The organism is Pseudomonas sp. ZY71 (assembly GCF_036542145.1).
In the GTDB taxonomy this organism is placed as follows: Bacteria; Pseudomonadota; Gammaproteobacteria; order Pseudomonadales; family Pseudomonadaceae; genus Aquipseudomonas; species Aquipseudomonas koreensis_A.
On record NZ_CP144274.1, the window covers coordinates 3,660,064 to 3,672,261 of the forward strand.

Genomic DNA, 12,198 nt, shown 5'->3' on the forward strand with positions numbered 1-12,198 from the left:
GCCCAGGTCATGGCCGAGCATGCGATGGAGTCCAAGCTCCGGCCAGCGGTGGAGCTGTACACCGTAGCGATCTGCATCGCCGCCGCGGTGTTGTGCGTGTACTCGCCCTGGGCTGTGGCCATGTCACCCGAGATCGGTTTGGTTGCAGCGCTGGCCTATGCCCTGTTCGGCCTGATCCGGCTGCGACAAGCCTGGGAGGTGCTGCGCTATCGGCGCAATATCCGTCGGCTGCCGCGCTACGAACTGACCAGTCGCCAGATTCCGGTCAGCCGAAAGCGTCTGTTCATGGGGCGCGGCTTTCGCTGGACCCGCCTGCACACCCAGCGCTTGATCGAAGCTCAAGACCCGGCGGTCGCTCACTATGTCGACCAACCGACCTGTTACCGCCTGGCCCGTGGACTCGAACGGCGCCTGGAACATGCAGCGTTTCCACTCTCGACATTGGCCCGTGTCACCGCCTGGGATAGCGCGTTCAATCCGTTGCGCCCTTTGCCCCCGGTCGGTGGTTCGCCGCTATTGCATGGGGTCGAACCCGACGAAACGGAAGTCAGTCTGCCGCTGGGCGAACGGGTCGGGCACACACTGGTGCTGGGTACTACCCGTGTTGGGAAGACCCGGCTCGCCGAAGTGTACATCACCCAGGACATTCACCGCGTCGAACATGAGGTGGTCATCGTCTTCGATCCGAAGGGCGATGCCGACCTGCTCAAACGGATGTACGTCGAAGCCAAACGCGCTGGTCGGGAAAAGGAGTTTTATGTTTTCCATCTAGGCTGGCCGGAGATCTCCGCCCGCTACAACGCCGTGGGACGTTTCGGACGCATTTCGGAAGTGGCGTCGCGCATCGCGGGGCAGCTCAGTGGTGAAGGCAACTCTGCGGCCTTCCGTGAGTTCGCCTGGCGTTTCGTCAACATCATCGCCCGGGCACTGATCGAGCTGGGCCGACGTCCGGACTACTTGCAGATCCAGCGACATGTGGTCAACATCGACGCACTGTTCATCGAATATGCCCAGCAGTTTTTCGCCAAGACCGACCCGAAGGCGTGGGAAGTGATCGTCCAGCTTGAAGGCAAACTCAACGAGAAGAACATTCCCCGGCATATGGTGGGGCGCGAAAAGCGTGTGGTGGCCATCGAGCAGTATCTGGCGGCGAAACGGGTATTTGATCCCGTACTGGATGGATTGCGTTCAGCGGTGCGGTACGACCGCACCTATTTCGACAAAATCGTTGCTTCACTGCTGCCGCTGCTGGAGAAACTCACCACCGGTAAGACAGCCCAGTTGCTGGCCCCCAACTACACCGATCTGAATGACCCACGACCGATCTTTGACTGGATACAGATCATCCGGAAACGCGGCATCGTGTATGTCGGCCTGGATGCGCTGACCGACGCCGAGGTGGCCGCCGCTGTGGGCAACTCCATGTTCGCCGACTTGGTCTCGGTCGCCGGACACATCTACAAACACGGCATAGACCATGGCCTGCCCCAATCAGGTAACAACAGTGACAAGTTGCCGATCAACCTCCACGCCGATGAGTTCAACGAGTTGATGGGTGATGAATTCATCCCGCTGATCAATAAGGGTGGCGGTGCCGGTATCCAGGTAACCGCCTACACCCAGACCCTCAGCGATATCGAAGCACGTATCGGCAACCGCGCCAAAGCTGGCCAGGTTATTGGCAACTTCAACACCCTGCAGATGCTGCGGGTGCGCGAAACCGCCACCGCAGAACTGCTCACCCAGCAGTTGCCCAAGGTCAACGTGCTGACCAAGACCCTGGTGTCGGGGGCGACTGACACCTCCGATCCCGAGGCCAAGACGGACTTCACCTCATCCTCACAGGACCGCGTCAGCAGCACCAGTGTGCCGTTGATCGAACCGGCTCACATCGTCAGTTTGCCCAAGGGGCAAATGTTCTCCTTCCAGGCCGGTGGACAACTCTGGAAAGTGCGCATGCCGCTGCCAAAAGCCTCCAACGACGATGCTATGCCCAAGGACCTGCAGGAACTCACTCAACGGATGCGGGCCACCTACAACGAGCAAGCAGGGCAATGGTGGAGCGCTAGCGGTGACGGCCCAACAACAAACTTTGATTTGGATCGGGTGGGGTAGCCCGCCTCCGCCACCGGTTTCTATTCAGCAGAAAACTATCCAGAAGGCGTCGTGACCACATCAACACTGCAGCGCGCAATGGAGTGAACGATGGCAACTTCCGCCCAGAACTCGCCGCCACAACCGATCCAGCGTCCGGGAATGATCGTCTCAGCCATCAACCTGGTCCTGCGCATCATCGGTTTGCTGATCGCCTCGTTGCTGTTCTCGATTCTGATCGAGTTCGCCGGCTTGCTGCTGTTCTGGGGTGATCAGGGCTGGCGGCATAGTGAGGCCATGCTAACCAGTGAGTTGGGTTGGCTCAGCGAGCACTTCAAATATTCACTCATCCTCCAACAACCCGGACAGACGATTGTCCAGTGGCTGGATTTCCTCAATCAGTGGCTGGTGGTCAAGACCGGTTTGGCGGATTTTGCCCAGCAGGCGCGAGTGGCGAGTCAGGGCAACGGTCTCTGGAGTGGGATCAACCAGCTATATGTGCATATCGAGGACTTTGTACTGTCGGCGGTGTATGTCACTTTCACCTTCGTGGTGCGCCTAACCATTCTAATCCTGGCCACACCACTATTTTTGTTGGCCACGCTCACCGGTTTTGTCGATGGTTTGATGCGCCGCGACCTGCGCAAGTTCGGCGCAGGACGAGAAAGCAGTTTTGTCTATCACCGCGCTAAACGAGCAGTGATACCGCTGCTGATCGTGCCCTGGGTCATTTACCTGTCCCTACCCTTTTCGCTCAATCCTATGGTCGTTTTTCTACCTTGCGCCGTAACGCTTGGTCTGACCACTGTAATTACGTCGTCGACTTTTAAGAAATACCTTTGACTCAATATAACAACGCCCCAAGCCAAAATACCTTCTGCCTTACCCCAAAACCATGAATAACTCATAGACCGAACACTAAGCCGCATCCCCCAAAACTTTACTCAGGTGCCGTCTAATAGAAATTATGGCATTGAAAGTAACTCTAACCTTTTCCTCCGTCAGTTTTGGAGGATAAGCTCTGATCATAGTCCCACCATGACTCACCCCGACATAATAATCACATCCATTAAGAAGAAACTCCCTCACATAACCTACTTGCTTAAACTCCTGCACCAACACGACCACTTCCCGATCAAGCACAGAGAGATTGCTTACCAACGTAGACTCCATCAGATGAACTGCATCATTAAGCTCTCGACAAGTATACGACGCATAGTTCCCACTAAAATCCGAACTCCAAATATTTGCCCCCACCTGGGTTCTTTCGAAGTCAAACTTACTTATTACGCCAGCCGCATCCTTCCTATCAAGAATCACGAACGGGCTCTCGCGATACTCAATAGTTCCACCACCCTCACTATAAACCATATTAATCGGCCTAAGTGAAATCTCTAACGCTTCCATAAATCTCTTATATGGGTACCTAACCACTTGCTCTTCAAGAAGACTTTTCCGATATTCCTGAACCAAAGAAAAAACAAGTATGGCGAGCGAAGAAACAATAACAACCCAACCCGTGAAATTAACTTTTCGAACCCCTACCGCTTTGAATTCCAAGTGCCTCCCTTCACTCCAGCCAAGGCAATTACAAAGGCAAGCAACGACAACAAATAGCTCACAAGACTCCTCCAATTTTTTACGACCCAGAATTTTTCACTTATCTCTTTAAGGGCTTTTTACACAAACGGCTATTCCCCCGCTTGAGCTTGCCCTCTGGAGTTATGCCTGTAGTAAGGTTCAACGTTGCTCTCCCTCATCAATACGATAGCCTTCGTCTCAATTTTTCTGCAGCTATATTGCCACCCTTCCCCGATTCTGCCCCTAGTTAACTCAGGGCCATAATCATGCCTGCTTCTGTCATTCACTACCTGTTACTTCTCCCGCTGGCCATCCTCCATGGCAGTTGCTGTGCCGCATCCGCCCATGAACAGGTCCAACTCGGCTTTATCCAACGGCAACTCGACACTATAGAGACCTCAGCCCATAAAGCCGAAGCGTCCAGTATTGCTGAACCAAACGAACGCTATCGCTTCGACTATCCCCAATTGATCCAAGATATCCAGCGCATCCGTCACGGTGTGCAGGACTATCTGTCCCCCTCTCGCGCTCAACCTCGCGATCCCACTGAATTGGTCGGCGATTACCGCCTCGACGCTCCGTCCGCGGAGCCGTCGCCATGAGCATGACTGATGCCCAGACCTCTGCGTTCCAAAACGCCTCCGGTTTCTCCGCACAGAGCAGTTCGACGCTGTGGCTGTCCCTGGTTCTAGTCCTGGCTTTGCTTTGGTGTGCCTGGGTGATGTGGACGGCTTACCGGGGGTGGGCCGCCGGCAGTGTGCGCTTTGGAGCCTTCGGTGGCAGCGCCGCTCGCGTACTGCTCACCTTGCTGGTTTTGATGTTCTTCACCCTGTCCTAACCCAGGAGATCGCCTCCATGCTCAAGTGCCTTGTCCCCCTGAAAAACAACCTGCGTGATCGTGCCAGCCAGCGCTTGATCGGTCTGCTGCTGGTGCTCGGTCCAAGCCTGGCTTTTGCCGAACTCCCGACCATGGAGGCTCCTTCACGTGGTGAAGGATCAGGGTTGATCGAGACGATCAAAAACTACGCCTACGACGGCGGCATCCTGCTCGGACTGCTAATCGCCCTGCTCGCGTTTCTCGGCGTGGCTTGGCACTCACTAACTGTCTATGCCGACGTGCAGAACCAGCGCAAGACCTGGAAGGACCTTGGGGCAGTGGTCGGCATCGGTGCCCTGCTGGTGGTGATCATCATCTGGTTCCTGACCAAGGCTGCCGCGATTCTGTGAGGTCGACATGAACGACACTATCGAACGCCTTGCCGACAACACCTTGGTCTTTCTGCCGGAGCGGCTTAACCGTGATCCTGCCGTGTTGCGTGGTTTGACCAATGATGAGATGTGGGTAGCGCTCGGTACCGGCGCAATCATTGGCCTGATGCTGGGCGTTCCTCTGACGATCGCCACCGCTTCCATTGCCGTAGCGCCGACCGGCATGATCGCAGGCATGACGGTGGTGCTATTTGCCGGTGGCACGCTACTGCGTCGGGCCAAACGGGCCCGCCCCGAGACCTGGTTGTACCGCAAGCTCGAATGGGTACTGGCCAGCCGTTGGCGCCTGGGTCGCGGCAGTTTGATCCTTCACTCCGGTGCCTGGACGGTTCGCCGTTCACGTCGACTGCGCCCTGCCCTGTCACGGTGGCAGCCATGAGCCGATTTCGAAACAAGGTGGATGCCCAGCAGGCTCATATCTTCAGCCTGCGTCTGGCGGTAGTGATCCTCGCCCTGGTCTGTGCCGGACTCTGGTATGGCTGGCGCTCGGCACCGACCGATCTGACCGTGCATGTACCGCCGGATCTGCGCTCGGGCAGCACCCGTAAGTGGTGGGATATCCCCTCAGAGAATGTTTATGCCTTTGCCCTCTACATCTTTGGCCAACTCAACCGCTGGCCCACGGATGGCGAGCAGGATTATCGCCGTGCCATCTATGGCTTGCAGTCCTATCTGACACCCGCCTGTAAGGCCTTCCTCGACGGCGACTACGAGTACCGCAAGGCCGCCGGCGAGCTGCGCCAGCGAGTGCGTGGGGTCTACGAAATTCTGGGCCGAGGTTACAGCGAAGATCCGGAACTCAGGGTCAAGCAACTCGATCGCGATAGCTGGCTAGTCAAGCTCGACCTCAATGCCGATGAGTATTACGCCGCAGAACCGGTGAAACGGGTGGTGGTGCGTTATCCATTACGCGTAGTGCGTTTCGACCTGGATCCCGAGCGCAATAAGTGGGGGCTGGCACTGGATTGCTATCAGGGCACTCCGCAAAAAATCTCCCTGCCTGGAGGTGAGCCATGAAGCGGATTCGTACCCTGGGACTAACCGTCACACTGATGCTATCGGGAGCTGCAGCGCAGGCCGTCGAACTGATGCACTGGGAACGCCTACCCCTCGCGGTCCCTCTGGTGATCAATCAGGAACGAGTGGTCTTTATCGATGAGGATGTTCGAGTCGGCGTACCCTCAACCCTGACGGGCAAGCTGCGCGTGCAATCAACTGGCGGCACTCTGTACCTGCGCGCGTCGGAAGCCATTGCGCCGACCCGACTGCAACTGCAATCAGTCACGACGGGCGAGATCATCCTTCTAGATATCGCGGCCACTCCCGGCGATCAACCGCTGGAGCCCGTGCGTATTCTCAAGAATGCTCAGGTGCAAGCTACCGAGGCTGAATCTAGCACCGTCCCTGCTCCAGAACGTACACCGATCCCGGTCGCTTTGACGCGCTACGCCGCGCAAAGCCTGTACGCGCCGCTGCGCACCGTGGAGTCCCTGCCCGGTGTACGCCGCGTCCCGCTCAAGCTACGCACCGAACTGCCAACCCTGCTGCCGACCGAAAACATGTCCAGCACACCTATCGCCGCCTGGCGACTCGGTGATTACTGGGTGACGGCGGTGAAGTTGCGCAATCGTGGTTCAGAGACTCTGCAACTCGACCCGCGTCGGCTTCAGGCCAAGCTGTTCGCCGCGGCCTTCCAGCATTCTTTCCTCGGGCCTGTCGGCAGCGCTGAAGACACCACGATTGCCTACCTCGTCACCCTCGGTGCTGGCCTCGAACAAGCCGTGCTGCTCCCGCCCGTTGCGCGAGGTGCTGACGATGAAGGCTAACGCATTGCTCAAATGGCTGGTACCGGCTGCGCTACTGGCCGTGGTGTTGATCATCCTGAAAAGTTGGGTCGCGGGTAGTAGTACTCCCTCTCCAGAGCACCCAGTTGATCAGGGTAATATTCAGTTATCCGCCGAGCAAGCCAAGTCGCTCGGCATTGCTGGCGATACCCCACGCGACACGGTCGCCACCCTGGTCGGCCAGGTGAAAGCCATGCGCAGCGACATGCTCGGATTGAAGAAACACAACGAGTCGCTGCAGACGGAAAACAACCGCTTGCGCGAGCGGGAAAACGGTGTGGATTCGCGTATCCAGACGGCGCTTGGCAGCGTGACCCAGCAGGTCGACGAAGGCCGTCGACAAGCCAACGAGGCCCGACTTAAAGCCGAACAAGACAGTCGTCAGGCTCGCGGTCTGCTGACGCAATTGCAGGATCAGTTGTCGGGGCTGACCGGCAGCGGCAAGGATATGCCAATCGGATTGGGGCTTGAGCCCGGCGACGGTGCTCAGTTTGAAGGGCGGCACTCTGCCAATGATGCGCTGCAATGGATTGAACCCTCGGATGCTCTGTCCACCGACGCCCGAGGCAAAACCAAGACCTCCCCCGCGCAGAGTCTGCCTACCGCCTTCAACTCACTGGAAGGCTTGAAAAACAATCCTATTGATCGCAGCCAGAAACAGCTACGTGCGGTCACCAAAGGTGAGCGTGACCTGACGCGATCCGTTGACCGAACCGAAGGCGCGAAGCCGGTCTACACCATTCCCGAAAACGCCACGCTGATGGGCTCGGTCGCCATGACCGCGCTGATCGGCCGAGTCCCAGTGGACGGCACAGTGAATGATCCCTACCCCTTCAAAGTGCTGGTCGGCCCCGAGAATCTGACGGCCAACGGCATCGACCTGCCGGACGTCGCGGGTGCTGTGATGAGCGGCACGGCGTCCGGTGACTGGACCCTGTCTTGCGTCCGCGGGCAGGTCGAGTCAATCACCTTTGTGTTTACCGATGGCACCATCCGCACGGTACCTCAGCCAAAAGCTGTAGCCAGCCGCACTGCCTCCACCACCCAGAGCTCGAACATTGACAAGATCCGTGGCGGCCTCGGTTACCTGTCCGATCCGCATGGCATTCCGTGCATCGCTGGCGAGCGCCGCTCGAACGCCCAGCAGTACCTCGGCAGCCAGAGCCTGATCACTGCGGCTGGTGCGGGTGTCGCCGCCTTGCTCGGGGATGAGCAGAACAACAGCAGTGTAATCAGTTCGGGCGGCAGTACCCTCGGGGTTACCAGCAGCAGTGGCAACAGCGCGCTGAATTCAATTCTCAGTGGTGGGGTCAGCGACATCCGCGAGTGGGTCAACAAACTGTATGGCGAAGCCTTTGCTGCCGTGTATGTGCCACCCGCCGCACAGGTCGCACTGCACCTCGACCATGAGATCACCATCGACTACGAGCCCAAGGGCCGGAGCGTTCGCCATGAAAAAGACCATGCCTCCCTGCCTGACCTGGATTAGCTTGCTCTGCGTGGTCCTGACGGGGTGTTCCACCGACAAGGAAACGCTTCTGCCTCACGGCGAGCAAACCATGCTGGACATCTGGAACGGTGCTGGTTCGCAAGGCACTCAGCAGCAACTGCTGGATGCTCGGCAGCAGTTACGCCGCCCGCTGGCTCAGGCAGATGCCTCCGCGGCTATCCAGGAACCGTACACGCGCACAGCGGCGAACGAGATCCGCAACCTGTTCCCTCGCCTGCCCAATCCCGATCTGGTGCTGTACGTGTATCCGCACTTGAGTGGTACCGAGCAGGCACCGGTCCCCGGTTACTCGACCGTCTTTCCGTTCTACCAACGGGTGCAGTACGCATTGCCGGGTGAACGTCAGGAAGACTTGTAGTGCGTACCGGCGATTCGCGGAACCGTGCTCCTGCGTGGAAAGCCTGGCGCAACCCATTGCGCCCTCGCGCCACCTTGGCCGATAACGCCGCACTCTATGCGCACAATCCCAGCTTCACCGATCACCTGCCGTGGGTCGAATACCTCGACACCGAGCAGTGTTTTTTGCTGGATGACAATCGCTCGGTGGGTGCGGTGTTCGAGCTACTGCCCATCGGCACCGAAGGGCGCGAACCCGATTGGTTGATGGCCGCCCGCGATGCCCTCGAGGATGCCCTGCAGGATAGCTTTGATGAGTTGGATCAAGCGCCTTGGGTTGCGCAGTTTTTCTGCCAGGACGACAACGACTTCACCCCCTACCTGACCCGGTTCACCGACTATATCCAAGATAGAGCACGAGGCACGGCCTTCACCGAGGCATATTTGGAGCTCAGCCGCCATCATCTGAAGGCCATCGCCAAGCCTGGCGGTCTGTTTGAGGATAAAGTGGTGACACGCCTGCCCTGGCGTGGCAATAACCGACGGGTGCGCCTGGTGGTCTATCGCTGGCTTGAGTCTGACGCTGAGGAGACAGGACTCACCCCGGTGCACTCCCTGCAACAGGCTTGCGAACGAATCGGTGCCTCGCTGCAAGCATGCGGGGTGCAATCGACACGAGTCGATGGCCGAGGTCTTTATGCCTGGTTAGTGCCCTGGTTCAATCCGGCACCCAGGCTCATTGATGAAGCACCCGAGGAGTTCTACCGCCGGGTGGCCTATCCGGAATCGGGTGACGGTGAATCGCTGGAGCTGCCCTTCGATCACGATTTCGCCGAGCGCCTATTTTTCAATGAGCCGCATTCAGATGTGCAGCACGGACTCTGGTTTTTTGACGATCAGCCCCACCGGGTCATGGTGGTGGACAAGCTTCGCCGGGCGCCCTTGATTGGTCAACTCACCGGAGAAACCCGCAAGGGCGACGCGGTGAATGCCCTGTTCGACCAGTTACCTGAAGGCACGGTGATGAGTCTGACCTTGGTGGTCAAACCGCAGGATGTGCTCGAAGACCAGTTAAACCGATTGGCGCGCAAAGCCATCGGTGAAAACCTAGCCTCGACCCAGACCCGCCAAGATGTTGAAGAGGCTCGTGCGATCATCGGTCGCCAGCACAAGCTGTACCGCGGCACCCTGGCATTTTACGTGCGCGGTCACGATGAACAGCAACTGCACCAGCGCTCGGTCGGCCTGGCTAATGCGCTGCTGGGTGCGGGGCTGCAGCCGGTACGCGAAGGCGATGAAGTCGCCGCCTGCAACAGCTACCTGCGTTGGTTGCCGATGGCTTACAACCCGGCCCGCGACACGCACAACTGGTACACGCGCCTGATGTTCGCCCAGCACCTGGCGAACCTGGTTCCGGTGTGGGGTCGCAGCACGGGCACCGGCCACCCGGGTATCACCCTGTTCAATCGCGGTGGTTCGCCGTTGAGCTTTGATCCGTTATCACGCCTGGACCGAGCCATGAATGGTCATCTGCTGTTGTTCGGCCCCACCGGCGCCGGTAAGTCGGCCACCCTGGTCACCCTGTTGATGCAGGTCATGGCCGTGTACCGCCCTCGCCTTTTTATCGTCGAGGCCGGCAATTCGTTCGGCTTGCAGGGGGACTACTTCGCGACACAGGGGCTGTCGGTCAATAAGGTCCAATTGAAACCTGGTGCCTCGGTCAGCCTCGCGCCCTTTGCCGACGCTTGGCGCCTGGTCGAGCAGCCGGATCAGGTCGCGAGTCTGTCGATCGATGAGCTGGACGATGAGGCGGTAGCCAGTCGCGAAGACCAGCGCGATGTTCTCGGCGAACTGGAAATCACTGCCCGCCTGATGATCACCGGCGGCGAGGCCAAGGAAGAGGCGCGCCTGAGTCGAGCCGATCGCAGCTTGATCCGCGAGTGCATTCTCGATGCGGCGCAAACGTGTGTTGCGGCGTGTCGCCAGGTACTGACCCGCAACGTGCGCGACGCCTTGCTGCGCGTCGCCGCTGACCCGCACCTGCCGGAGAAGCGTCGCGAGCGTGCCCAGGAAATGGGTGAGTCCATCGACCTGTTTTGCCAAGGTTTCGAGGGTGAGCTGTTCGATCGCGAGGGCACGCCTTGGCCCGAGAGCGATGTGACCATTGTCGATCTCGCCACTTACGCTCGCGAAGGCTACGAGGCGCAGATGTCCATCAGCTACATCAGCCTGATGAACACCGTGAACAACCTAGCCGAACGCGACCAGTACCTGGGGAGGCCAATCATAATGGTCACCGACGAAGGCCATATCATCACCAAAAACCCGCTGCTGGCGCCATTCGTGGTCAAGGGCACGAAGATGTGGCGCAAGCTCGGCGCTTGGTTCTGGCTGGCGACGCAAAACCTTGCCGACTTTCCCACTGCCGCGCAGACCATGCTCAACATGATCGAATGGTGGATTTGTTTGAACATGCCGCCCGCGGAAATCGAAGAGATCGCACGGTTCAAGAAACTCACGCCGGCACAGAAAGCCTTGCTTCTCTCCGCCAGTAAGGAGCCGGGTAAATACACTGAGGGGGTCGTGCTATCGAAGAAGCTCGAAACGCTGTTTCGGGCCGTGCCGCCGAGTCTTTATCTCGCCCTGGCCATGACGGAGCCCGAGGAAAAATCCGAGCGCTGGACACTGATGCAAGAGAACGGCTGCTCAGAACTGGAAGCGGCGTATAGGGTAGCTGAACGGATCGATATAGCGCGAGGAATAGAACCCGCATAGGGGAATCTATTCCTCGCGCTCTAAAGCGAGTGACCGGTTATTGCGGTACGCCCCGGAGCCGCTGCTGAATCCTCAACAGGAATCCGGCTTCGAAGGCATCCTGGCAGTCACCGTCAGGAAAGGTCTTGCGGGTTTGCGCCAGCTCCCACCACAGGGGAATTTCGCCGGGCGTATCAAGCCAATCCTGAGCACATTGCACGCCACGTTCGATCATCGGGGCAAATTCGTTGCCCCAAGGTGTCAGAAGACTTGGGCAACCATCCGCCGCAGGAATTGAAATGTAGTTTTCGTCCATACCCACCCTAGATTTCTGATTTATTGTTAGACGCTGAGTCCAGCCTCGATAATCTTAACGACACCAAATGAATGCTCGATAACAGGCATGAGCATCAATTGGCCTAGATCAATACCAATGTAGACTATATCCCGTGGATTGAGAGTCCCTCAAAGCGCAATTTGCGCGCATGACTCAAGACTACGAACAGCTTCGCCTGCAACTGGCGGAGAACATCCGCTTGATACGGCGCGTGAAGAACCTTACCCAAGAGCAGTTGGCGCTCATGGCCGAGGTGGATCGTACCTATGTCAGTCAAATCGAACGAGGGGTAGGCAACCCGTCGCTATTGGTCCTGTGCAAACTCGCCAATATTTTCGAGATCACCGCAGATCAGCTACTCATCGATTCTGACGCCCTTCGCCGTGTGCTGGACATCGAGTAGCCATATCATCGTCCTGTAAATCCTTGTAAACCGACAACCCCACGTTCGGCTTTATCACTGACAACTCCCA

The 12,198-nt window shown here is 58.1% G+C and carries 14 protein-coding genes; 12 read left to right on the top strand and 2 right to left on the bottom strand.

All coding sequences use genetic code 11. From position 1 onward, the window contains the following. Positions 1–9 precede the first annotated feature (9 nt). Together traD and VY732_RS16205 are read left to right on the top strand one after the other, a co-directional pair. Positions 10–2,115, top strand: coding sequence for a type IV conjugative transfer system coupling protein TraD (gene traD, locus VY732_RS16200; protein ID WP_154905307.1), 2,106 nt, complete (start codon positions 10–12; stop codon positions 2,113–2,115). Between the two features lie 90 nt (positions 2,116–2,205). Further along, positions 2,206–2,937, top strand: coding sequence for a TIGR03747 family integrating conjugative element membrane protein (locus tag VY732_RS16205; protein WP_154905308.1), 732 nt, complete (start codon positions 2,206–2,208; stop codon positions 2,935–2,937). Positions 2,938–3,012: 75 nt separating this feature from the next. On the opposite strand, the gene VY732_RS16210 is transcribed toward VY732_RS16205, so the two are convergent. Continuing rightward, positions 3,013–3,654: a hypothetical protein gene (locus tag VY732_RS16210; protein ID WP_154905309.1), complete on the bottom strand. Its 642-nt coding sequence runs from the start codon at positions 3,652–3,654 to the stop codon at positions 3,013–3,015. Positions 3,655–3,941: 287 nt separating this feature from the next. On the opposite strand from VY732_RS16210, the gene VY732_RS16215 reads away from it, so the two are divergent. The 9 genes from VY732_RS16215 to VY732_RS16255 are packed head-to-tail and all read left to right on the top strand — an operon-like array spanning position 3,942 to position 11,409. Further along, the gene (locus VY732_RS16215) at positions 3,942–4,277 is read left to right on the top strand and encodes an integrative conjugative element protein, RAQPRD family (RefSeq protein ID WP_154905310.1); all 336 of its coding nucleotides are present in this window, start codon (positions 3,942–3,944) and stop codon (positions 4,275–4,277) included. Further along, positions 4,274–4,513, top strand: a complete 240-nt coding sequence (locus tag VY732_RS16220; RefSeq protein WP_154905311.1) for a TIGR03758 family integrating conjugative element protein — start codon at positions 4,274–4,276, stop codon at positions 4,511–4,513. The genes VY732_RS16215 and VY732_RS16220 overlap by 4 nt, the downstream gene beginning before the upstream one ends. Before the next feature lie 17 nt (positions 4,514–4,530). After that, positions 4,531–4,902, top strand: a complete 372-nt coding sequence (locus tag VY732_RS16225) for a TIGR03745 family integrating conjugative element membrane protein (protein WP_003174125.1) — start codon at positions 4,531–4,533, stop codon at positions 4,900–4,902. Between the two features lie 7 nt (positions 4,903–4,909). Beyond that, complete coding sequence (locus tag VY732_RS16230; protein ID WP_154905312.1) at positions 4,910–5,323, top strand: TIGR03750 family conjugal transfer protein; 414 nt, start codon at positions 4,910–4,912, stop codon at positions 5,321–5,323. Beyond that, positions 5,320–5,961: a PFL_4703 family integrating conjugative element protein gene (locus VY732_RS16235; protein WP_154905313.1), complete on the top strand. Its 642-nt coding sequence runs from the start codon at positions 5,320–5,322 to the stop codon at positions 5,959–5,961. The genes VY732_RS16230 and VY732_RS16235 overlap by 4 nt, the downstream gene beginning before the upstream one ends. Further along, a complete protein-coding gene (locus VY732_RS16240) occupies positions 5,958–6,770 on the top strand; it encodes a TIGR03749 family integrating conjugative element protein (protein ID WP_154905314.1) in 813 nt (270 codons plus the stop codon). Before VY732_RS16235 ends, VY732_RS16240 begins: the two co-directional genes overlap by 4 nt. Then, positions 6,760–8,277 (top strand): TIGR03752 family integrating conjugative element protein, encoded by a 1,518-nt coding sequence (locus VY732_RS16245; protein WP_154905315.1) that lies wholly within the window; start codon positions 6,760–6,762, stop codon positions 8,275–8,277. Before VY732_RS16240 ends, VY732_RS16245 begins: the two co-directional genes overlap by 11 nt. Beyond that, complete coding sequence (locus VY732_RS16250; protein ID WP_154905316.1) at positions 8,240–8,656, top strand: TIGR03751 family conjugal transfer lipoprotein; 417 nt, start codon at positions 8,240–8,242, stop codon at positions 8,654–8,656. Before VY732_RS16245 ends, VY732_RS16250 begins: the two co-directional genes overlap by 38 nt. After that, a complete protein-coding gene (locus VY732_RS16255; protein ID WP_154905317.1) occupies positions 8,656–11,409 on the top strand; it encodes a conjugative transfer ATPase in 2,754 nt (917 codons plus the stop codon). The genes VY732_RS16250 and VY732_RS16255 overlap by 1 nt, the downstream gene beginning before the upstream one ends. Positions 11,410–11,446: 37 nt before the next feature. Here the strand turns inward: VY732_RS16255 and VY732_RS16260 are convergent, their stop codons facing one another. Next, positions 11,447–11,704 (bottom strand): LasR-specific antiactivator QslA, encoded by a 258-nt coding sequence (locus tag VY732_RS16260; protein WP_154905318.1) that lies wholly within the window; start codon positions 11,702–11,704, stop codon positions 11,447–11,449. 169 nt (positions 11,705–11,873) lie between these two features. On the opposite strand from VY732_RS16260, the gene VY732_RS16265 reads away from it, so the two are divergent. Next, positions 11,874–12,128: a helix-turn-helix domain-containing protein gene (locus tag VY732_RS16265; RefSeq protein ID WP_154905319.1), complete on the top strand. Its 255-nt coding sequence runs from the start codon at positions 11,874–11,876 to the stop codon at positions 12,126–12,128. Positions 12,129–12,198 lie beyond the last annotated feature (70 nt).

Coding starts and splice junctions, on each gene's coding strand:
- VY732_RS16215 (WP_154905310.1), top strand. CDS start 3,942: ATGCCTGCTTCTGTCATTCACTACCTGTTACTTCTCCCGCTGGCCATC.
- traD (WP_154905307.1), top strand. CDS start 10: ATGGCCGAGCATGCGATGGAGTCCAAGCTCCGGCCAGCGGTGGAGCTG.
- VY732_RS16205 (WP_154905308.1), top strand. CDS start 2,206: ATGGCAACTTCCGCCCAGAACTCGCCGCCACAACCGATCCAGCGTCCG.
- VY732_RS16265 (WP_154905319.1), top strand. CDS start 11,874: ATGACTCAAGACTACGAACAGCTTCGCCTGCAACTGGCGGAGAACATC.
- VY732_RS16225 (WP_003174125.1), top strand. CDS start 4,531: ATGCTCAAGTGCCTTGTCCCCCTGAAAAACAACCTGCGTGATCGTGCC.
- VY732_RS16220 (WP_154905311.1), top strand. CDS start 4,274: ATGAGCATGACTGATGCCCAGACCTCTGCGTTCCAAAACGCCTCCGGT.
- VY732_RS16230 (WP_154905312.1), top strand. CDS start 4,910: ATGAACGACACTATCGAACGCCTTGCCGACAACACCTTGGTCTTTCTG.
- VY732_RS16235 (WP_154905313.1), top strand. CDS start 5,320: ATGAGCCGATTTCGAAACAAGGTGGATGCCCAGCAGGCTCATATCTTC.
- VY732_RS16260 (WP_154905318.1), bottom strand. CDS start 11,704: ATGGACGAAAACTACATTTCAATTCCTGCGGCGGATGGTTGCCCAAGT.
- VY732_RS16250 (WP_154905316.1), top strand. CDS start 8,240: ATGAAAAAGACCATGCCTCCCTGCCTGACCTGGATTAGCTTGCTCTGC.
- VY732_RS16245 (WP_154905315.1), top strand. CDS start 6,760: ATGAAGGCTAACGCATTGCTCAAATGGCTGGTACCGGCTGCGCTACTG.
- VY732_RS16240 (WP_154905314.1), top strand. CDS start 5,958: ATGAAGCGGATTCGTACCCTGGGACTAACCGTCACACTGATGCTATCG.